Annotated in this window: 22 protein-coding genes; all 22 read right to left on the bottom strand. The window is 60.1% G+C overall.

What is annotated here, in order from left to right; genetic code table 11:
- Positions 1-7 precede the first annotated feature (7 nt).
- Positions 8-511, bottom strand: a complete 504-nt coding sequence (gene fliL, locus NWV16_RS08570; RefSeq protein WP_065260765.1) for a flagellar basal body-associated protein FliL — start codon at positions 509-511, stop codon at positions 8-10.
- A 240-nt stretch (positions 512-751) separates the two neighbouring features.
- Positions 752-2,128 carry a flagellar hook-length control protein FliK gene (locus tag NWV16_RS08565; protein ID WP_260522699.1) on the bottom strand — a complete coding sequence of 459 codons (1,377 nt, stop codon included), beginning with the start codon at positions 2,126-2,128 and terminating at the stop codon, positions 752-754.
- A gap of 105 nt (positions 2,129-2,233) precedes the next feature.
- Positions 2,234-2,581, bottom strand: coding sequence for an Hpt domain-containing protein (locus NWV16_RS08560; RefSeq protein WP_065260767.1), 348 nt, complete (start codon positions 2,579-2,581; stop codon positions 2,234-2,236).
- A gap of 30 nt (positions 2,582-2,611) precedes the next feature.
- Positions 2,612-4,315, bottom strand: coding sequence for a fused response regulator/phosphatase (locus NWV16_RS08555; protein ID WP_260522698.1), 1,704 nt, complete (start codon positions 4,313-4,315; stop codon positions 2,612-2,614).
- A gap of 5 nt (positions 4,316-4,320) precedes the next feature.
- Entirely contained in the window at positions 4,321-4,626 is a 306-nt protein-coding gene (locus NWV16_RS08550) for an STAS domain-containing protein (RefSeq protein WP_065260769.1), read from the bottom strand.
- A gap of 101 nt (positions 4,627-4,727) precedes the next feature.
- Positions 4,728-5,177: a flagellar export protein FliJ gene (fliJ, locus tag NWV16_RS08545; protein WP_065260770.1), complete on the bottom strand. Its 450-nt coding sequence runs from the start codon at positions 5,175-5,177 to the stop codon at positions 4,728-4,730.
- A gap of 6 nt (positions 5,178-5,183) precedes the next feature.
- Positions 5,184-6,542 (bottom strand): flagellar protein export ATPase FliI, encoded by a 1,359-nt coding sequence (gene fliI / locus NWV16_RS08540; RefSeq protein ID WP_065260771.1) that lies wholly within the window; start codon positions 6,540-6,542, stop codon positions 5,184-5,186.
- Positions 6,532-7,338 carry a flagellar assembly protein FliH gene (gene fliH, locus NWV16_RS08535; protein WP_260522697.1) on the bottom strand — a complete coding sequence of 269 codons (807 nt, stop codon included), beginning with the start codon at positions 7,336-7,338 and terminating at the stop codon, positions 6,532-6,534. The genes fliI and fliH overlap by 11 nt, the downstream gene beginning before the upstream one ends.
- A gap of 4 nt (positions 7,339-7,342) precedes the next feature.
- Entirely contained in the window at positions 7,343-8,362 is a 1,020-nt protein-coding gene (gene fliG / locus NWV16_RS08530; RefSeq protein ID WP_065260773.1) for a flagellar motor switch protein FliG, read from the bottom strand.
- Positions 8,355-10,142: a flagellar basal-body MS-ring/collar protein FliF gene (fliF, locus tag NWV16_RS08525; RefSeq protein WP_260522696.1), complete on the bottom strand. Its 1,788-nt coding sequence runs from the start codon at positions 10,140-10,142 to the stop codon at positions 8,355-8,357. Before fliF ends, fliG begins: the two co-directional genes overlap by 8 nt.
- A gap of 15 nt (positions 10,143-10,157) precedes the next feature.
- Positions 10,158-10,487 (bottom strand): flagellar hook-basal body complex protein FliE, encoded by a 330-nt coding sequence (gene fliE, locus NWV16_RS08520; protein ID WP_065260774.1) that lies wholly within the window; start codon positions 10,485-10,487, stop codon positions 10,158-10,160.
- Positions 10,488-10,615: 128 nt separating this feature from the next.
- A complete protein-coding gene (locus NWV16_RS08515; protein WP_260522695.1) occupies positions 10,616-12,007 on the bottom strand; it encodes a sigma-54-dependent transcriptional regulator in 1,392 nt (463 codons plus the stop codon).
- A 5-nt stretch (positions 12,008-12,012) separates the two neighbouring features.
- On the bottom strand, positions 12,013-13,206 hold the full coding sequence (locus tag NWV16_RS08510) for a PAS domain-containing sensor histidine kinase (protein ID WP_260523497.1): 1,194 nt from the start codon (positions 13,204-13,206) through the stop codon (positions 12,013-12,015).
- 128 nt (positions 13,207-13,334) lie between these two features.
- Positions 13,335-14,810, bottom strand: coding sequence for a sigma-54 dependent transcriptional regulator (locus tag NWV16_RS08505; protein ID WP_260522694.1), 1,476 nt, complete (start codon positions 14,808-14,810; stop codon positions 13,335-13,337).
- A 172-nt stretch (positions 14,811-14,982) separates the two neighbouring features.
- Positions 14,983-15,279: a flagellar assembly protein FliT gene (locus tag NWV16_RS08500; protein WP_065260776.1), complete on the bottom strand. Its 297-nt coding sequence runs from the start codon at positions 15,277-15,279 to the stop codon at positions 14,983-14,985.
- A 10-nt stretch (positions 15,280-15,289) separates the two neighbouring features.
- Complete coding sequence (fliS, locus tag NWV16_RS08495) at positions 15,290-15,688, bottom strand: flagellar export chaperone FliS (protein WP_065260777.1); 399 nt, start codon at positions 15,686-15,688, stop codon at positions 15,290-15,292.
- A gap of 129 nt (positions 15,689-15,817) precedes the next feature.
- The gene (fliD, locus tag NWV16_RS08490) at positions 15,818-17,260 is read right to left on the bottom strand and encodes a flagellar filament capping protein FliD (RefSeq protein WP_260522693.1); all 1,443 of its coding nucleotides are present in this window, start codon (positions 17,258-17,260) and stop codon (positions 15,818-15,820) included.
- A gap of 81 nt (positions 17,261-17,341) precedes the next feature.
- Entirely contained in the window at positions 17,342-17,698 is a 357-nt protein-coding gene (locus NWV16_RS08485) for a flagellar protein FlaG (RefSeq protein ID WP_260522692.1), read from the bottom strand.
- Positions 17,699-17,770: 72 nt separating this feature from the next.
- Positions 17,771-18,622, bottom strand: a complete 852-nt coding sequence (locus NWV16_RS08480; protein ID WP_260522691.1) for a flagellin domain-containing protein — start codon at positions 18,620-18,622, stop codon at positions 17,771-17,773.
- Positions 18,623-18,866: 244 nt separating this feature from the next.
- Complete coding sequence (locus NWV16_RS08475) at positions 18,867-19,133, bottom strand: hypothetical protein (RefSeq protein WP_065260781.1); 267 nt, start codon at positions 19,131-19,133, stop codon at positions 18,867-18,869.
- Positions 19,130-20,422 (bottom strand): motility associated factor glycosyltransferase family protein, encoded by a 1,293-nt coding sequence (locus NWV16_RS08470; RefSeq protein WP_260522690.1) that lies wholly within the window; start codon positions 20,420-20,422, stop codon positions 19,130-19,132. The genes NWV16_RS08475 and NWV16_RS08470 overlap by 4 nt, the downstream gene beginning before the upstream one ends.
- A gap of 86 nt (positions 20,423-20,508) precedes the next feature.
- On the bottom strand, positions 20,509-21,435 hold the full coding sequence (locus NWV16_RS08465; protein ID WP_260522689.1) for a ketoacyl-ACP synthase III: 927 nt from the start codon (positions 21,433-21,435) through the stop codon (positions 20,509-20,511).
- Positions 21,436-21,453: the final 18 nt, after the last annotated feature.

Here is a 21,453-nt window from a genome sequence, read left to right as displayed (position 1 = left end):
CGTGTTCCTACTGCAATACGAAATTAGTGAAAAGCAACTGTTCGATCACCACTTTGCCCAGCTCTTTCTGCGCCACTTCCTGGACGCTGGCCGTGGCTTTCTGGCGCAGCATCTCCTGGCCGACCGGGGTCGCCAGCGTGGCGAAGTCCTGACCGGAGAAGAGCATCACCAGGTTGTTGCGGATCACCGGCATGTGCACTTTGAGCGCGTCCAGATCGGCCTGGTTGCGCGCCAGCATGGTGATGCTCACCTGCATGTAGCGCTGACGGCCGTTCTGGTTGTAGTTGGCCACGAAGGCCGGCGCCATCGGTTCGAAAATCGCCGGCTGCTTGCCGACCGGAGCGGTTTCCACGGCAGCCGCAGGCTTGCTCTGGGCGCTGTGCATGAAGAACCAGGTCGCCCCCACAGACGCGCCGATGGCCAGCAGCAACCCCAGCACGATCGCAATGATCATCTTGAGTTTGCCTTTGGTTGCGGGGTCTTTTACTGCTGCTGCTTCGCTCTTCGCCATGCCAATAATCCGTCACTAATCGGGTTTTCACAGTCGCACGGCAAGGCAAGAGCAAGTGTTATGCCAGAAGTGTCGGAGGGAAGATGAGAGGAAATGGTGAACTGATGCAAATCCCTGTGGGAGCTGGCTTGCCGGCGATAGCGATTTGTCTGACACATTGTATTTTGAATGTGCTGCAACCATCGCTGCGATGCGGCGTTCCGACAAGCCAGCTCCCACAGGTTTTGTGAGTGCTTTCAATCAGGCGTAGTAGTCGACGGCGCTGGAGCCGATTACCTGGGTGGTTTGAGCCGCGGCTTCAGCCACGGCCGCTGACGTCAACTCTTCTTCCGAGGAGTCCAGGCGACCACCAGCGGCACCGGTGCGCCCCGTCTGCCCCTGCTGCGCCTGTTCCTGGCCCTGACCCTGCCAGCCACGGTTCTGGTCGGAAACGCTGACGTCGACCTGGCCCATGCCCTGCTGGGTGAACATGTCACGCAGACGATGCATCTGACCGTCGAGCGCTTCGCGCACGCTCGGGTGAGCACTCATGAACGTCACCTGAGTCTGCTGGTCCGGCACCATGTTCACACGGATATCAAGACGTCCCAGTTCGGCCGGCTGCAACTGGATATCCGCCGCCTTCAGGTTGTTGCTCGACAGGTACATGACGCGGTTGACCACTTCCTCGGTCCAGCCGTTCTGATGCATGGCGATCGGCTGGTTCACCGGCACGGCGTTGGCGGTTTTCGGTGTAGCCGCCTGAGTCAGCGCCGCCAGGCGGTTGGCGAAATCATCCACGCGGGTATCGCTGGTGGCGGACTTCAAGTCTTTCAGCCCCTCGTCGATCAGGCCACTGAAGGCCTTTTCACCGCCCTGGCTGGTGCTGTCCTTGTCAGCCTGCACGTCCAGCATGCTGGCCATGCCGACAGCAAACGTCTGCGCCGAAGTCAGGTCGCCATCGGCCTGGGCCTGAGCAGGGGTCGCCTTGGGTTGCGACTGACTGGAGGCGGAAATGTGACCGCTCTGCTCCATCGCCATGCGCAGTACCGGCAGCGCATCGAGCGGATCGGCCTCGGGATCGAAATCACTGTCAATGGCTGGAGCCGGAGCGGGGGCCGCAGCCGGCAATGCTGCAACCGCCGGCGCCGGGGTCTCGGGCTTCACCGGAGCCTCGACCACGGGGGCCGCCACCACCGGCGGCGTGACCACCGGTTGCACGACCTGCATCAGCGCAGGATCAAGCGTCGGATCCACCACAGGGGTGGTATCAGCCACCGGAGCGGCCGGGGTGTCCGAGGTATCGTCGCTGCCGGCGACCTTGTCATCCGCAGGCGTCGACGACGTGTTGTCGGCGGGCAAGGCTTTGCCGCTATCGGCAACCGTCGGCGCGGGGGCGGCAGACTGATCCTTGCCGGCATCCTTGTTGCCGACACTGCCAGCATCTTTGTCACGTGCGGGTTTGGGCGAATTGTCGATCGTCACGACAGGTTTGTTCTGCCCTTGATCGGCAAACACCTGAGCGAAGCTGGAAGCCTTGTCCCCGGGCCCTGCGGCCACCGCAGACGATTTGGCAGAGGCGGTTTGCGCCTTGGCCTGGGCGGCGGCCTGAAGAAGAATGTTAGGGGTTGCAGGCATGGCACGGTCTCCGCTGCACTGGGATCGTAGGTACAGATGAACGAGATGACTGCAAGTGCCGGGCCAGTTTTGTCCGGGACCGGACAAAAGCGCCGGACGGACGACTCAATGGGCAGGTGAGCGCTGTCGCTCGGCTTCATAGACGGGGCGCACATCCGCGAATTCGTCGTGGATTTCGGCCACCAGTTTGAGGATTTCGGAGGGGCTCTTGTCCTTGGCGTGCTGCTCCAGCTCCTGACAAAGCTCGGCCAGACGGGTCGCGCCCATATTGCTGCTGCTACCCTTGAAACTATGGGCCACCGACGATAACGCATCGGCATCTGCAGTTTTTTGCAATTCGCGCAGGCGGGCCTCGGAATCGGCCAGGAAGGTATCCAGCAGTTCCGGATAACCATCCTCCATGACTTCTTGCAGCGCGCTCAGCACGTCGCGATCAACACAGACTTCAGTCACTTGTTCACTCCTTGATCAAGAATCCATGGATTATGCCAGAGCCTCCCAGAAAAACTCCACGCGAGCGCTGCGACCATCATCGGACCAGCTCGGGTTTCTGCCCAGTTGCCGGACAAGACTGACACCACGCCCCGACAGACGGACATCGTCCAGTGGCCGCGCCATCACCCGCGCCACGTCAAACCCCTTGCCGCTGTCTTCGACCCGCACAACCAGGCAACCACCCTCGCCCTCCGGCCGGACCTGCAGATGCACGCGCACATAACCATCCTGCAAGGCATCCAGACGCTTGTTGCGCTGTTCATAATACCGCGCGAACCCCGCGGCATCGCGCTTGAGGCTGGAATCCAGCCCGAGCACGCCGTGCTCCAGCGCATTGGAGTAAAGCTCGGCCAGCACGCTGTACAACGCTCCGCTCTGGCTGCGCAGGCCGTGTACCTCCAGCAGCAATTGCAACAGATACGGCAACGGATTGAAGCGTTTGAGCGTGGCACCGCGAAATTCGAAACTCACCGACCAGTCCAGCGGGCAGGACTGGCCGCTGTCGGAATACACCGGCGCCGGTGGATTGACTTGCGCCACGTCCAGCAGACTGACTTCGAGCATGCTCACATCGTCCCGGGCTTCGCCGCGAAAATCCTGCAAGGCCTGCTCGATTTCGGCGAACAGTCGGTCCGGCTGGCGATTGTCGGCAAACACGCGCTGCAGGCGCTCGACGCCAAACAGCTGATCGTTGGCATCGCACGTATCGATCACCCCGTCGGACAGAAGAAAAACGCGGTCGCCCACCGCCATCGAGAACACATCGGTGCGATCGTCGAACGTCTGAGGGCTCAGCACCCCCAGCGGCAGGTGCCGCGCCGCCAGCGGCACCCGCTCCCCCGTGGCGATGCGATGCAGATAACCATCGGGCATGCCACCGTTCCAGATTTCCACGCTACGGCGCTGAAAACTCAGGCACAGCAACGTGGCACAACAGAACATGTCCACCGGCAGAATTCGTTTGAGCTTGGCGTTCATTTCCCGCAGCGTTTCGGCCAGACCGTAGCCCTTGGCAGTCATGCCGTAGAACACTTCCGCCAGCGGCATGGCACCCACGGCCGCCGGCAGGCCGTGACCGGTGAAATCCCCGAGCAACACATGCATGTCGCCCGCAGGCGTATAGGCCGCCAGCAACAGGTCGCCATTGAACAGCGCGTACGGCGACTGCAGGTAACGAATGTTCGGCGCACTGAGGCAACCGGAATGCGCGACCTTGTCGAACACGGCCTTGGCAACCCGCTGCTCGTTAAGCAGGTAATCGTGATGTCGGGCGATCAGGTCACGCTGCTGCAGAACCGTGGCCTGCAGGCGCCGCAAGCGATCCATCGCCTTGATTTTGGCGGACAGGATCACCTGGTTGTAGGGCTTCGCCAGAAAGTCGTCGCCACCGGCCTCCAGGCAGCGCGCCAGGGCCTCGCTTTCGGTCAGCGACGTGAGGAAGATGATCGGCACCAGGTTTTCACCCGCCAGCACCTTGATCTGCCGCGCCGCTTCAAAGCCATCCATGACCGGCATCATGGCGTCCATCAGCACCAGATGCGGCTGCTGGCCGGCAAACACCTCGACCGCTTCGGCACCGTTGGCAGCAGTCAGCACGGCATGCCCCTGACGGCGGACAATGGTCGACAACAGCAGCCGGTCAGCGGCGCTGTCTTCGGCAATCAGGATCGTCAGCGGCTCCTGCGGCTGCATGGCCGTCAACTGATGTCGAACAGTTTGTCGAAATTGGAAATGGCGAGGATCTTGCGCACATCCGAATTGCTGTTGACCACGCGCACGTCCGAGTCGTCGCCACCCGCGTGATCACGCAACAGAAGCAGCATGCCCAGGGCCGAGCTGTCGAGGTACGTGGCGTCCTTCAGATCCACCACGATGGAATCAGGTTTCCTGTCGAGCCGCTCGTAAGACTCGCGAAACTCCTGATGACGACCGAAATCGAACCGCCCCTTGATCGAAATCGTCAGTTTTTGACCATCGGGAGAGACTTCTGTAACGACTGACATGTACTGGCTTCCTTGTCATTGACGGACGTGTACAAGGTTTAGCACTTGCAGGGGCCATGAGCAAGGTGGGAAAACGCCGGCAAATGTCAGAGATTCGCCCGTCAATAAACGTCGCGACGCGGCAGACGCTGTGACAGTTCATCCAGCAGCTTTTGCTCGCGCTTGTCTTCAGCCCGTTGAGCTTCGTCACGGTAGCGTTGTACAAGTTTACGCAAGCCTTCGACCCGGGCGAATGCCTGTTGCCAGGCCTCGCGGGCCTTGTCCAGGTTGTTCTGGTGCCATTGCAGGCTTTGCCGTTGCTGGTCGACCGCCGTATCGAGCTGGGTCAGAAAGCCCTGAAACCCGAGCAGCCACTGCCCGGTCACGCCGGTGCTGCCGCGCACGATCCATTGCTCGGAATAATCCAGACGAAAGGCATGCAGGTCGGCGAGTTTGCTCTCGGCCACCTTCACCTGCCCCTGGAAATACCCGAGGCGCTGCACGGCGGTTTTCTCGGCCTTCTCGGCCATCTCCACCACCGGTGCCAGACGCGCGGCGCGGCTCAGGGCCATGGCCGGTTACCCGCCGGTCGCAGGGGCGAGGATGGTTTCGAGGTACGCCTCGCTTTCGCCCAGGCTGATGCTTTCGTTCAGACCCTGGCGCAGGTATCTGACCAGCTGCGGTTGCAGACTGATGGCAAGGTCAGTTTCGCGATCCCCACCGGCAACATAAGCGCCGACGCTGATCAGGTCGCGACTCTGCTGATAACGGGACCACAACTGCTTGAAGAACTGTGCCCGGGTCATGTGTGCCGGTGGCACCACGGCCGGCATCACCCGGCTGATCGAGGCTTCGATGTCGATGGCCGGGTAGTGACCTTCTTCGGCCAGACGCCGGGACAACACGATGTGGCCGTCGAGCACACCCCGCGCCGAGTCGGCAATCGGGTCCTGCTGGTCATCGCCCTCGGACAGTACGGTATAAAACGCTGTGATCGAGCCCCCACCCTTCTCCGCGTTACCGGCGCGCTCCACCAGTTTCGGCAGCTTGGCGAACACGGAGGGCGGATAACCCTTGGTCGCCGGCGGTTCGCCGATGGCGAGGGCGATTTCCCGCTGAGCCTGGGCGAAACGGGTCAGGGAATCCATCAGCAACAGGACATTTTTGCCCTTGTCGCGGAAATACTCGGCGATGCGCGTGCAGTACATTGCCGCGCGCAGACGCATCAGGGGCGCGTCGTCCGCCGGCGAAGCAACCACCACGGAACGCTTGAGGCCTTCTTCACCGAGGATGTGCTCGATGAACTCTTTGACTTCTCGTCCCCGCTCACCGATCAGACCGACGACGATGATGTCGGCCTCGGTGAAGCGGGTCATCATGCCCAGCAGGACGGATTTACCGACACCGGTACCGGCGAACAGCCCCAGACGCTGGCCGCGACCGACCGTCAACAAACCGTTGATGCAACGGATACCGACATCCAGCGGAACGCTGATCGGGTCTCGGTTGAGCGGGTTGATGGTCGGGCCATCCATCGGCACCCAGTCTTCGGCCTTCATGCCGCCCTTGCCGTCCAGCGCGCGCCCGGCGCCATCCAGCACGCGACCGAGCATGCTCATGCCCATCGGCAGACGACCGGTATCGGCCAGCGGTACCACACGGGCACCCGGCGCAATACCGGCAACGCTACCGACCGGCATCAGGAACACCTTGCTGCCGGAGAAGCCCATGACTTCGGCTTCAACCTGAGAAGGATGGTAGGTGTCGTCGTTGATCACCATGCAGCGCGTGCCCATGGCGGCGCGCAGACCTTCGGCTTCGAGGGTCAGGCCGACCATGCGCAGCAGGCGCCCCTCAAGAATGGGCGCGCCAGCGATTTCAGTGGCCTCGGCGTAGGTGCTCAGGCGCTTGGCGAAACTGGTGCGTTCAAGGCGCATCGGGGGCGTCCGCGAGCGGCTCGTCAGTGACCGGGGCCGGTTTCGGCGTTTCCGGCAAGTCCAGACTCAGGTCCGGTTCAGCCGGGTGCAGGGCCTGTTCGTGCAACTGATCGAACAGCTTGGCCATGACCTGACCGACACGGGTTTCAATGCTGGCGTCGATCCGACTGTGGTCGGTCTCAACCCGGCAACCGCCCGGCAACAGCGATTCATCCTCGACGATCCGCCAGGTTTCCTCATGGCGCTCGCGCAGGGCTTTGACCTGCTCGAAATCCTGCGGATTGACGTACAGCCGCACATTGCCCACGCCCAGCGGCAACAGCTTGAGAGCGTCGCGCATGACGTGTTCGATCTGCGTCGAGTCGATGGCCAGCTCGCGCTGGATGACCTGACGGGTGATGTGCTGTACCAGGTCGACCAGCGACTTCTCGATCTGCGTGTCTTGTTCGGCGATGGGCTCGAACAGGTTCGCCATCAATTGCTCGAGGCTGTTGACCTTGGCCGTCAGAACCACTTCGGCTTCCTGGCGCACCTTGAGGGTAGCGCTGTGGAAACCTTCCTTTTCACCGATGGCAAAACCCTCGTTGTAGGCCTCCTGACGGATGCTTTCGAGTTCTTCGAGGGTCAGTGGCTGGACTTCCTCCAGCGGCACTTCTTCCATCTCCGGCGGTTCGGGTTCCGGTTCAGGCTCGGGTTCAGGCGCCGGCGGATCGAAGCTGGGCAAGGCCCAGGTATCGAAGCCACGAACGTCCCGGGCACGGATCAGGTCCGTCACTTCGTCGTCGTTCTTGACCATGGCGTCAGATCATTTCCTCGCCGCCCTTGCCACCGAGCACGATTTCTCCGGCTTCGGCCATACGGCGAGCGATGGTGAGGATTTCCTTCTGCGCCGTTTCCACGTCGCTGACGCGCACCGGGCCCTTGGCCTCGAGGTCGTCGCGCAGCAGTTCGGCAGCACGCTTGGACATGTTCTTGAAAATCTTTTCCTTGACGCTTTCGTCCGACCCCTTGAGGGCCAGCACCAGCACATCGGAGGACACTTCGCGCAGCAGCGCCTGGATACCGCGGTCGTCGACATCGGCCAGGTTGTTGAACACGAACATGAGGTCTTCGATCTGACCGGACAGGTCTTCGTCGACTTCGCGGATCGAGTCCATTAGCTGACCTTCGATCGAGCTGTCGAGGAAGTTCATGATGTCCGCCGCCCGCTTGATACCACCCAGGGTGGTGCGCGAGGCATTCGAGTTGCCGGAGAACTGCTTCTCGAGGATCTGGTTCAATTCTTTCAGTGCAGCCGGCTGAACGGTGTTCAACGACGAGACGCGCAGGATGATGTCCAGACGCACCTTGTGGTCGAAGTTGCCCAGCACTTCACCGGCCTGATCCGGATCGAGGTACGCCACCACGATCGCCTGGATCTGCGGGTGTTCGTAACGGATCACGTCGGCTACGGCGCGCGGCTCCATCCATTTCAGGCTGTCGAGACCGCTGGTGTTGCCACCCAGCAGAATGCGGTCGATCAGGCCGTTGGCCTTGTCTTCACCCAGGGCCTGGGTGAGCATTTTGCGCACGTAGTCGTCGGAGCCGACGCCCAGGCTGGTCTGGTCGCCGACGATGTCGACGAACTCGCTCATGACCTGTTCGACCTGCTCACGATGGACGTTGCCCATCTGGGCCATGGCCACACCGACCCGCTGAACCTCTTTCGGGCCCATGTGGCGCAGCACTTGTGCAGCATCGGTCGAACCCAGGGACAGCAGCAGGATCGCGGCTTTATCGACCCGGGACAGTTTGGCGACGGCGGCTCGGTTATCACTCATCTGCGTTAATCCACTCTTTCACGACCTGGGCCACACGACCCGGGTCTTCTGCCACCAGACTCTTGATTGCGTTCAACTGAGCGTCATAGCCTTCGCTCGGGCTCGGCAGCAGGATGCTGGTCGGGCCGCCGAGGCTGACACGATCGTTGGACAGTTCACCGTCCAGACCACCCATGCCACCCAGTTCCACGTCACTGCCCAGGCCGGCCAGTTCCTTGCCTTTGCCGCCACCGGTGATGTTGTTGAGCACCGGACGCAGCACGCCGAACACCAGCACCAGGATGAACAACACACCCAGCACCTGTTTGACGATGTCCCAGAACCATGGCTGGGAGTAGAACGGAATGTCGGCGATCACTTCGCCGCGCTCGGCGGAGAACGGCATGTTGATCACGCTGACGCTGTCGCCACGGCTGGCGTCGAAACCGACCGCGTCCTGCACAAGGCGAGTGAAGCGCGCCAATTCGTCGGCGCTCCATGGCGCACGGGTGGTTTCGCCGTTGGCCGGGTTGATCTTGACCTGATCGTCCACCACCACCGACACCGACAGGCGATTCAGGCGACCCTGCTGCTGTTTGGTGTGGCTGATGGAACGGTCGAGTTCGAAGTTCTTGGTGGATTGTTGACGCTTGTCTGCCGGATACGGCGCGAGCATCGGCTGGCCGGTGGCCGGGTCCATGATCTGCTGACCGTTGGCGTCAACCAATGGCTGGCCTGGCTGCACCATGCCGGTCGAAGCCTGGGCGCCACCCGTGGTCTGCGGTGCAGAAGCCGGCGACGGCGGCTGGTTGCTCAGGGCCCCCGGTACGCCTTGCGGACCATTGCTGGCGGTACGTTGTTCGTTGACCGACTGTTCGCTGCGCAGCGCCGGCTGATCCGGGTTGAACTGCTCGGCGGTGGATTCGACGGCACTGAAATCAATGTCGGCCGACACTTCAGCCTTGTAGCGATCGTTGCCCAGAACCGGTTGCAGAATATTGTGCACACGCTGGGTCAGCATGCTTTCCATGCGGCGGCTGTAATCGAACTGCTTGCCGGCCATGGTCATTTCGGCGTTTTCCGCCTGATCCGACAGCAGATTGCCCTTCTGGTCGACGACGGTGATCTGCGACTTGCTCAACTCGGGTACGGACGTGGCCACGAGGTTGATGATGGCAACGACCTGGCCTGGCTCCAGCGAACGACCGGAGTACAACTCGACCAGAACCGAAGCGCTTGGCTTGCGCTCGTCACGCACGAACACCGAACTTTTCGGGATCGCCAGGTGAACGCGGGCGCCCTTGACGTTGTTCAGGCTGGAAATGGTGCGGGCCAGTTCGCCTTCGAGGCCGCGACGATAGCGAGTCGCTTCCATGAACTGGCTGGTGCCCAGACCCTGCTCCTTGTCGAGGATTTCGAAACCGATGTTGCCGTCGCTGGGAGTGACACCAGCAGCAGCGAGTTTCAGTCGCGCACGGGACAGGTCATCGGCCTTGACCAGCAAGGCGCCGGAATTCGGTTCGACGGTGTAGGGAATGTCGGCGGAGGCCAGGGTATCCATGACCTGCTTGGCGTCCATACCGGCCAGACTGCCATACAGAGGCCGGTAGTCGGGCTGTTGCGACCACAGCACCACGGCAAAGCCAATCGCCACGCTCGCGGCCAGGCCGACCAACAGGCCTACCTGACGCAGCATGGTCATCTCGGAGAGGTTTTCCAGAAAGGACAGGCCGAACAGCGGCGGTTTGCCGTCTATCGGGGTGGCCTTGGCCGGAACGTTATCGGCGACTGCTTCTGCCATGACTCAATCTCGTCCTTAAACCGGCATCTGCATGATGTCTTGATACGCCTGAACCAGCTTGTTGCGCACCTGGGTCAGAGCCTGGAACGACACGCTGGCCTTCTGCGAGGCAATCATCACGTCCGTCAGATCGACGCCGCTCTTGCCGATTTCGAACGCGTTGGCCAATTGGCTCGAGGCCTGCTGGGTATCGTTCACTTTGTTGATGGCCTGACCGAGCATGTCGGAAAAGCTGCTGCCTGCCACTTCAGGGACAGCGGCAGTCGATTTCGGCTTCGACATGGCGTCCATTTGCATGGCTTTCATGTCCATCATCAACCGATTAAATTCAATACCTTGGCTCATGGTCTACTCTCTTGGGCGGCCCGCAATTTTTTGACACTCACTCGGCGGGTACTCAGGTGTTAGCAACAACGGTGCCAGCTCACAGGCACCGCTTGGAGAAATGCATTTTCAAACGTTTGCGACGGTGGTCACGTCGCAAACAGATAACCTTCGACGTCCATGCCGGCATCACGCATCTGTGCCAGTTTGTAGCGTAACGTCCGGGGGCTGATGCCGAGCTTTTCGGCGGCCTCCTTGCGTCGACCTCGCTCGGTACGCAGGGTGTCGATGATCATCTGGAACTCGCGGCGACGCAGATCGTCGCCCAGAGCCCCCGCCGAATCCGCTTCGATCTCGACCTCACGAATGGCCGGCGCCACCGGCACTGCCGCCGGCAATGGAGCGAACAGCGCAGGCCCGGAGAGACAGAAATCCTGCGGCTGGATCAGGCCTCCCTGCTGGAGAATCAAGGCCCGCTGAATAGCGTTATCCAGCTCACGCACGTTGCCTGGCCATGGATAATCGATCAGACACGTCTGCGCCTCGGGCGAGAACCTCGCCATCGCATGCTTCATTTTATTGACGTGCTTGCCCAGAAGGCGCTCGGCCAGCGGCAGGATATCGGCGGTGCGCTCGCGCAGCGGACGCCAAGCCAGCGGAAACACCGACAGACGATAGTAAAGGTCTTCCCGGAACCGCCCCGCCGCCACTTCCCCCGCCAGGTCACGGTTGGTGGTGGCAACGACACGAATGTCGAGAGTGATCGGCTTGCGCGCGCCGACCCGCTCCACTTCACGCTCCTGCAATACCCGCAGCAGCTTGGCCTGCAGGCCGAGAGGCATTTCGGAAATTTCGTCGAGCAGAATGGTGCCGCCGTCCGCTTGCTCGAATTTGCCGGGCTGCGCCGCGATGGCGCCGGTGAAGGAGCCCTTTTCATGGCCGAACAGGGTTGCTTCGAGCATGTTGTCAGGGATCGCCGCACAGTTGATCGCAATGAACGGCTGACCGGCACGATGGGATTGCTGGTGGATGTAGCGCGCCAACACCTCTTTACCAGTGCCGGACTCACCGGAAATCAGCACGGTGGAATCACTGCGGGCGACCCGCGCGGCCAGATCCAGCAACTGAACACTGGCCGGCTCGACGGCTACCGGCCCTTCCGTGTCGGCAGCACCGAGATTGCCCAAAGCGTGGCGCACCACCAGATCCAGCAGCGCTTTTGGCTCGAAAGGCTTGACCAGATAGTCCGCCGCGCCCTGACGCATGGCATCCACCGCTCGCTCGACCGCACCATGAGCCGTCATCAGCAGTACTGGCAGTTGCGGCTGACGGGCGCGCAACAGGCCGAGCAACTGATGACCGTCCATGCCCGGCATGTTGACGTCGCTGACCACCAGGCTGAATGCCTCGCACTCCACAGCCTTCAACGCCTCTTCGGCCGAACCCACAGCGTGATAGTCGTGACCCGCCAGCAGCAACGTATCGGCCAGCGCCTCGCGCAGCGAACGGTCATCCTCGACCAGCAGAACCTTGATGCCCATGACCTTCACTCAGCTCCCTGTACAGCGGAAAACATCGGCAGGACGACCTGCGCGCACGTGCCGCGCCCCACACGTGAGCGCAGCTGCAATTCTCCTTGATGCGCCCGAGCCACAGCCTTGACCACGGTCAGCCCCAGACCAGTGCCGGTGACCTTGGTGGTGAAAAATGGCTCGCCCAGACGCGCCAGCACCGCCGGCTCGATGCCGCCGCCGTTATCACTCACACACAGACGCAGGCTGTTGCCACGGGTGTAGCAATGCACCTTCAGACGCACGTCACCGCCACTGGCCTGAATGGCGTTTTCGATCAGGTTGAGCAGTGCGCCGACGAGCGTGTCACGATTGCACAGCAACTCGCCCGCATGACTGTCGCATTGCCAGCGAATGGGCAGATCCTGCACATGAGGCAGCGCCGCAGCCTGCAAAGACTGCATCAGCTCACTGGGCGTGAGGCGATCGGTCAACGGCAGCTCGCCTCGAGCGAAAACCAGCATGTCGCGTACCTGGTGCTCCAGTTCATGCAAGCGCTCTTTGAGACGCCCGGCAAAACGTTGCTGTGTGGCGACCGGCAGCGCTTGCTCAGTCAAATGACTGGCATAGAGCAGCGCAGCGGAAAGCGGCGTGCGAATCTGATGGGCCAGCGAAGCGACCATGCGCCCCAGCGACGAGAGTCGTTCATGGCGAGCGAGCTGATCCTGCAAATGACGGGTTTCAGTCAGGTCGTTGAGCAGCACGAGCTGCCCCGGCTCGGCATCCAGCGAGCGAGTGGCAATCGACAGACGTCGACCGTTTTTAAGAGAGATTTCATGACCGTCATCTTCGCGGGGCGCGAAGCAGCGGGTAATGACATGACGCCACAGCTCGCCCTCAAGCGGCAAGCCGAGCAATTCGATAGCGGCGGGATTGGCCTCGCACACGATCCCGTGCCCGTCGATGACGATCACACCACCCGGCAACAGATCGAGGAGGTTTTGCAAACGGTTGGCCAACCGTTCCTTTTCCGCCAACTCCTGCATGCGCTGAGCGCTGACGACGGCCAGCTCACCCTTGAGTTCGGTGACCCGCGCCTCAAGCATGCTGTAGGAATCGGTGAGTTGACTGGACATCTGATTGAACAGCGCAAACGCCTGTTCAAGCCCCTGCCGGCTGGCCTGCTCTACGGACGGCAGTGGCCCCGAGGATTCGGGAACAGAAGACATCTGGGAGGCTTGGGGCATTGTGCTCTCTCGCTTGGCTGACCGTCAGTGAAACGGAACGTTGCGAGGGACGTAGCAATACCCGTGCCTAAAAAAAACTGCTTATAAATGAAGCAGTTGAAAAACAGGCGTCAATCATCCGCCTGTTCATCGCCTTCACGCCGGCTCATGCCGTACTTGCGCATCTTCTCCACAAGCGTGGTGCGCCGGATGCGCAGGCGCTCGGCAGCCCGAGCGACGATACCGTTGGCATCATCCAGCGCCTGCTGGATCAGCCCCTGCTCCAGACCACCGAGGTAGTCCTTCAGATCCAGGCCTTCCGGCGGCAGCATGGCGTTGGCGGTGAAGTCAGGCGTATGACCGTTGATTGCCACACGCTCTTCCAGATCGCTGCGCAGACTGTCGACCATCTGCTCGTCTTCGTCGTCGACGTAGCGGAATTTCTTCGGCAGCTCGACCACGCCGATCACCCCGTATGGATGCATGATCGCCATGCGCTCCACCAGGTTGGCCAGCTCGCGGACGTTGCCCGGCCAGCCGTGACGGCACAGGGACATGATGGCGGCGGAATTGAAACGGATGGAGCCGCGCTTCTCGTGCTCCATCCGCGAAATCAGCTCGTTCATCAGCAGCGGAATGTCTTCGACACGCTCGCGCAAAGGCGCCATCTCGATCGGGAATACGTTCAGGCGATAGTAGAGGTCTTCGCGGAAAGTACCGGTCTCGATCATGCTCTCGAGATTCTTGTGGGTTGCGGCAATGATGCGCACATCGACGCTCTGGGTCTTGTTGCTTCCCACGCGCTCAAAGGTCCGCTCCTGCAGCACGCGCAGCAGCTTGACCTGCATCGGCAACGGCATGTCGCCGATTTCGTCGAGGAACAAGGTACCGCCGTTGGCCAGCTCGAAACGGCCGGCACGGCTGGTGATCGCGCCGGTGAAGGCCCCCTTCTCGTGGCCGAACAGCTCGCTCTCCAGCAGCTCTGCCGGAATCGCACCGCAATTGACCGGCACGAATGGCGCGTCACGGCGCTTGGAATGGTAATGCAGGTTTCGCGCAACCACTTCCTTGCCGGTGCCGGACTCGCCGAGGATCAACACACTGGCGTCGGTGTCGGCCACCTGCTGCATCATCTGCCGCACATGCTGGATCGCCCGGCTGGTGCCGACGAGGCTGCGGAACAGGTTGGGTTCGCGATGACGACCGCGCTCACGGGCCTGGTCATACATTTCGCGATAGACCTGGGCACGATGCAGGGAATCCAGCAGTTTGCTGTAGCTCGGCGGCATTTCGAGCGTCGACAGCACCCGACGGCGCTGGTCTTCGGGCAGGTCCATCGAAGAATTATCGCCCATCAGCAAAACCGGAAGGAACTCATCCCAGGTCGAGAGTGTCTTTAACAGGCCCAAAAGCGCACCAGGAGCATTGACCGTCCCGATCAGTACGCAAATGACCTCACGACTAGACGACAAAGAGCCGACTGCCTGCTGCCAGTCATGGCTTCCGCAGGGTAAATTTTCTTCGCCAAGAAAATTTAAAATCACCGCCAGGTCGCGGCGGCGGACGCTATCGTCATCGATCAGCAGAATTTTGGTTTCACGCCACATGCAATAGCAACTTCCCTAGTCAACTCAATGCCCGAAACGAGGGGCAAGCGAGACGCTTGCAGGACACTTCGTGCCTGTAGACGCCTGAAATCTGAAAACAGCCACTAGTTAAGTCAAAAAACCGTGCACAGTCAAATTTATGGCGCACATGTCTGGATTAACTGAGGGTTAATTAACCAAACAGATGGTAAACCTTTGCCGCGTTTTTCGCCTGTGTGATCTGCGACATCTCGTCGACTATCGCCTGGCGTTCTCCCATGGCAACCTCGAGCAACTGCTTGTACACATGCAGCAACTCCTCAAGATTGTCACGCAGCGCCACTTCATCCAAAGAAGCCTCACTCATGACATCTTCCATGCAGGAACGGCAATCGAGATCCAGTTGACCGATCGCCTCCCAGTTACGCTCGGCCAGGGCATCGACCAGCGCTACACGGGTTTCTTCGATTCGCTGCAATACAAGACTCATGGTGATCTCCTTAAAACTGAGGAGCGGGAACAGGCGCGATAGCGTCCCAGCCTTCCTTTACCGTGGTCAGCAGGCCGGCGACCTCGTCCAGGATACGCGGGTCGCTGCTGATGTTCGCCTCGGCAAGACGCTTCATCATGTAGATATACAGCCCGTCCAGATCGGCCAGCGTATCGGCCGAGTTCTCCAGATCCAGACCTTCGCGCAAGCCGCTTACAATGCCAATGGCCTTGCTGATCGACGTGCACTTGGCAGGAATGTCCTTGCGCTCGATCGCGCCCTTGGCCTGAGCGATACGATCCAGACCACCTTCCATCAGCATTTGCACCAGACGGTGAGGGCTCGCTTCGGAAGTCTGAGCTTGAGCGCCAACTTTCTGGTACTGCCGAAGGGCTAACATCGGATTCATGTTCTACCTCATTTGCCACAATGACTCGTATGACCAGTGTATCGCCTGCGAGCCGAAAAACTTTAGACCACAAGACAAAAACCCGGCACACGCTCGAAAGCGTAGCCGGGTTTTTGTCGCTCTTGCATGTTACTTCGCGGATTGCTGCGCGTTGAGCGAGGCGAAGAAGGACGTGATGTTGCTCGCCGTAGCCTTCATCTGCCCTACCAGCAAGTCCATGGCGTTGTACTTGGCGGTCAACGTCTTGGTCAGGTTGGCCACCCGGACATCCAGCGCTTTTTGCTGATCGGAGATATCGCGGCTGTTGTTGTTCAGGATGGTGAGTCGCTGATCCAGCAGCCCCTGGGTCTTGCCATCAGCCGAAGCCTTGAGGTAAGGGTCTACCGACTTGCTTACCCGCGCCAGCAGACCGTTGGTGTCATTGGTGCCGTTGAACAGCTGTTGCACCTGACCAGTCGCACCCGGCACAGCCATGGCCTTGTTGAAGGCAGCAGTGTCGAGCTTCAGGTTACCGGTGATGGAGTCGGTCATCACACCGACCTGCGACAGGTAGGACATTGCGCCGCCAGCGCCAGCACCGGTGAATTCGGCACGAATGCCGGCAATCAGCGACCGCGGCAGGGCATCACCCGTGAATGCCGCCTGCACGGTCAGCTTGCCATCTTCATCCGGAGTCGCCTTGGACAAGGTGTCCACGGTGCTCTTGAGCGTGTTGTAGGCGTCGATGAACGTCTGAATCGACGTTTGCAGACCTTTGGTATTGGTGTCGACGGTAACCGTGGTTGGCGTCGAGTTGGCAGACACCAGATTAAGGGTCATGCCACTGATCGCACCGGTAACGGTGTTGCTCTTGCTGGTCACTGCCAGACCGTCGATGGTCAGCGATGCGTCCTTGGCGAGACCACCGACCGAACCCGAGTCGCTGGCCGCCGGCGTGTCGGACATGACCTTGGTGCCATCGATTTCCAGACCGGCGATACCGCTGACCGTCAGATCGGAGCCTGCACCCGTTTTGCTCGAGCTGATCACCAGACGAGAAGCGCCACTGGCGTCGGTCACAATGTTGGCAGAAATGCCGTTGCTGCCCTGAGCCGTGTTGATGGCGTCACGGGTACTCTGCAAGGTGGCGTTGGCCGGAATGGTGACATTGTAATCAGTGCCATTCTGACTGATTTTCAGGGTACCACTCGGAATGGCACTGGAGGCGCCGCCGGCGAAGGCTGCACTCGCTACTTTCGACCCCGAGGCCAAATTCTTGACGACAACGCTGTAGGAACCGGAGACCGCCGTATTGTCGGAAGTCACGGTCAGCGTTGCAGGTGTGCTCGATGTGGCCGTATACCCGGCGAACGCAGGAGTGGTCTTGCTGTTCAGGGTGGCCAGGGCAGATTGGAACGTGGTCAGCGCGCTCTTGAGCGTGCCCACACCGGAAATTTTCAGCGTGTTGTTTTTCGTCTGGGTATCGATCTGCGTCTGCTTCGCCGATTTGTCGGCGTTGACCAGCGCAGTAACGATCGCACCGATGTCCAGGCCGGAACCCAGGCCGGTACCCGGTAGAATTGGACTTGCCATGTGCATCTCCCTTTGATTTGTTGCCAGTCTTTTGACCCTGGTCGGCGTCTAAAGAACTTCAAACACGTTTCATGCCAGCTATCAGACTTTGGCGTCGAACAACACATGACTTGCGTTGGCGAGACTGTCTGCCAGCTTGAGTGCCTCAGCGGAAGGAATCTGTCTTACGACCTCACCCGTCTCGCTGGCGATCACTTTGACGATGACCTTGCCAGAATGCTCATCGATCGAAAACTCCAGGTTGCGCTTGATCGATTGAACAAACTTCTCGATCTCCTGCACCGCCAACTTCAACTTGTTTTCATCCATTTCCTGGCTTTTTTTCGCCTCGGAAACAGTTTCAACGGTCGAAGGTTTGGTCTCCGACGGCTTGTCGGCAACCGGACTGGCCTGCTTGGGAGCCGGATAAGACACGTTAAGCTTTACGCTCATGTCCATGCCCATCACCTCTTAACGTGAAAAGGCGAGAGAGCACGCAAGCGCACTCCCCCGCCAAAACTCATTCCGAAATTACTGAAGCAGCTTCAGTACAGCGGAAGGCAGTTGGTTGGCTTGAGCCAGAACAGAGGTCGAAGCCTGTTGCAGGGTTTGCTGCTTGGTCAGGTTAGCAGTCTCTGCGGCGAAGTCGGTATCTTGTACGCGACCTTGTGCAGCAGTGGTGTTTTCGTTGATGTTCTGCAGGTTCTGGATGGTGCTGGTCAGACGGTTCTGCGAAGCACCCAGGTTTGCACGGGTTGCACCGATGGTCGCGATAGCGGCGTCGATTGCAGTGATCGCGTTGTCGATGTTCTGTGCAGCGCCACTTGCGCTAGCACCGGTCAGAACTACGGTACCGCTGCCTACGGACAGGCTGGCGGCGTCGAACTTGGAGCTCAGTACCAGGTCGATGTGGTTAGCCGAACCGGTGTTGGCGCCGACTTGCAGAGTTACAGTACCAGCCGAACCGTCCAGCAGGAACTTGCCGTTCAGGTTGGTGGACTGAGCGATACGAGTCAGTTCGTCAGACATCTGAGCGAATTCGGCGTTGGTCGCGGTCTGGTCAGCAGTACCGTTGGTTCCGTTACGGGCTTTAACAGCCAGTTCACGCATACGCTGCAGGATGTCGGTCGAAGCTTGCAGAGCGCCTTCAGCGGTCTGGGCAACGGAGATACCGTCGTTGGCGTTCTGGATAGCCTGGGTGTTACCGCGGATCTGCGAAGACATGCGGTTGGAGATCTGCAGGCCAGCGGCGTCGTCTTTGGCGCTGTTGATTTTCAGGCCGGAAGACAGGCGCTGCATCGAAGTCGACAGAGCGTCGGAAGCGCGGTTCAGGTTTTTCTGAACGTTCAGCGACGTGGTGTTGGTGTTTACAGTTAAAGCCATGACGAATTCCTCGTTGGTTGGGTACTGCGGCTTCCGGCCCTGGCAACCGCCGGGTATGGCCTAGAGAACCTTCGTAATAGTTATCGTCGGGATTGCAGGTTGCTTGAGGGCTTTTTTGAAAAATTTTGCCATCACCCTGCCACTCCCTAGAAAACAAAGACTTAGCCGCGTTTTACCCACGAAAAAATGACGTCATAAAACTGTCCACGGCGCAAACCTGCGAGCCAGCGCTGTCGGTGATTCCTTATGCCGAAGAACTTTCCAGCAGATGGATCAATTCGTACTCCATGAAATCGGCGAGACCCAGCCAGTCCTGGCGCTCCTGGCAATCGAGCATCTGCGTGAGCAAATGCGTCCAGGCTTGCTGCGCATCCGCGGCTGCAGGCACCAGCAAATGCTGTACACCTTCAAATACCTCCACCATGTCCAGCGCCGCCTCCACATCACGCCCCAGCCGGAACAGCACGGCGCAACGCCGGCATTCATCGACACAGCCTTGCAGTGCGCTCATTGCACAAACTCCTGATTGAAACGCGTCCCGGCAATCAACGCCCCCGAGCGACTGCTGTTGTAGAACGCCACCTGCGGCTGGCTGGCGATGTAACGCTCCAGCACGCACAGATAACCGCGGAAATTGAGCTGTGTACTGACACGCTGGCCGAAGCCATCCAGCACCCAGTGCCGCGCCTGGTTCACCGAAGGTCCCAGGTCGCCATCATTCCAGCCGGCGTGGGTCTTGTTCATCGGGAACGCGAAGTCGGCGCCGAACAGGGTGATCTGCCCTGCCCCCATTTTCACCGCCAGATCCACCGCCGGGTGAATCACACTGCCGCCAACATGCAGCAGTGCCCGAGGATATTGCTCACGCAACGCCGCATAGACCGGACTGAGCGAATAACCGCCGTAGCGCTTGCCCTTCCATGCCCGTAAAACGTCGGGATCGCTCATGGGCAAGTACACCAGCGCAATGCCGTCAGACTCTTCGAAAGGCAGATGCCGGAAGTTGATGCGCTGGTCGATACTCACCACGAAATCCGGCACGATGCCGTGCTCGCGCAGCGGCCGATAGGCGGTGTCGACACAAATGAACAGCGGACGATCGCGTTGCTGGCGAATCGCAGCCAGACGCTCGAAATGCTGCTCGAGGGTCGGACCGGTACCGATCACATAGATTTCCCGTCCGGCGCAGGTGCCGAACAATTGCGCCACATCATCGTCGGCGAGCAGCACGGGCAAACAGTCACGCAAACGCTGCTGAATGAACGGCAACTGCGGATCGAACTCGCGATTGTTGAAACTCAGGTGCACTTCACTGACCAGTCGATCACGAATCTTCGCGTTGAAGTCGTCGGCCAGCAGCATTTCGGCGGGCAATGCAAAGAACGGCGTGCAAATATCCGGCAGGTCGCCGGCGTACAGCAGTTCGACTCGAGCGTCCTGCAGCCATTGACGCTGATCGAGCAGTTGCAGCACCAAAGCAAACAGCGCGCCGTTGAGGATGTGCACGTAGAGTCGCTCGAGCCCGTTGCGCTCCAGCAGCACGGAAGGCAGATCCCCGAGGCCGGTGCCATAGACATGTAATTGCGGTTTGCCCGCCGGCAGGCTCTCGGCCTGAATCCGGGCTTCGCGGACGCGATCATGACGGCTGGTGAGCTGGATGCCGTTGATGCTCAGTGTCGTCCCCAGGCCTTCTGTCAGCCCGGCCTCGATTGCCGAGCTGTCTTCGCTCTGCAATCGCGCGAACAGCGCCGGCCAGCGCTTCTGGATGACTTCAGCGTTGCCCTGGAAAAACTCGCTCATGGCGCCTCGCGCTCCCTTCAGGCAAAAAAATAGCGTTCAAGGTTAACCCTGGAACGCTATTTTTGTATCTGTCGTTTTCGATGGATTCAGGGACGATAGATAATCGCCGAGCCCCACGACAGGCCGACACCGAAACCGCTGAGCGCCACCCGGTTCCAGCTGGAGTCCAGCGCGTGCTTTTCCAGCAGCAGCGGAATGCTCGACGACACGGTGTTGCCGGTCTCGACCATGTCCTTGATGAATTTCTCCGGCTCGCCTTCGAAACGCCGCGCAACGGCATCAACGATCGCGGCACTGCCCTGGTGAATACAGAACGCATCGATGTCATCGGCGCCGAGGCCGGAATCGTCGAGCAATTCATGCAAGTGCGCCGGGACTTTCAACAGGGCAAAGTTGAACACCTGACGACCGTTCATGAAAAACACACCATCGGTGACTTTCAGATGCGGTGCACCGGAACCGTCAGTGCCGAACTTGGCCTTGCCCAGCGCCCAGACCGGATCTTCACCCATCCAGGTTGCAGTGGCTGCATCGCCGAACAGCATGGTGGTATTGCGATCTTCCGGATCGACGATCTTCGAATACGGGTCAGCCGTGATCAGCAGGCCGTTCTTGAGGCCAGCCGCTTCCATGAAACCTTTGATCGCATAGATGCCATAAACGTAGCCGGAGCAGCCCAGGGAAATATCGAACGCCGCGACATGAGTCGGCAGACCGAGCTTGTCCTGGACAATGGCAGCCGTGTGCGGCAGGCCTTCTTCGTCACCGTTCTGGGTGACGACGATCAGCGCGTCGATGGATTCACGTTTCAGTTCAGGGTTGCTGGCAAACAGCGCATTGGCCGCTTCAACGCACAGATCGGAGGTTTCCTGTTCCGCGTCTTTGCGTGGAAGGAAGGCCGAACCGATCTTGCCGAGGATGAATTCTTCATCCTTCTCGAATTTTGCACCTTGTGCGTAATTGTCCACGCCGGCTACAGGAACGTAGCTCGCAATGCTTTTTATGCCAATCATTACGGCTTCCCAATAATA

It is taken from the genome of Pseudomonas sp. BW7P1 (assembly GCF_024981055.1).
Taxonomy (GTDB): domain Bacteria; phylum Pseudomonadota; class Gammaproteobacteria; order Pseudomonadales; family Pseudomonadaceae; genus Aquipseudomonas; species Aquipseudomonas bananamidigenes.
The sequence above is the reverse complement of the archived record's forward strand: the minus strand, read 5'-3'. Positions and strand labels throughout refer to the sequence as shown.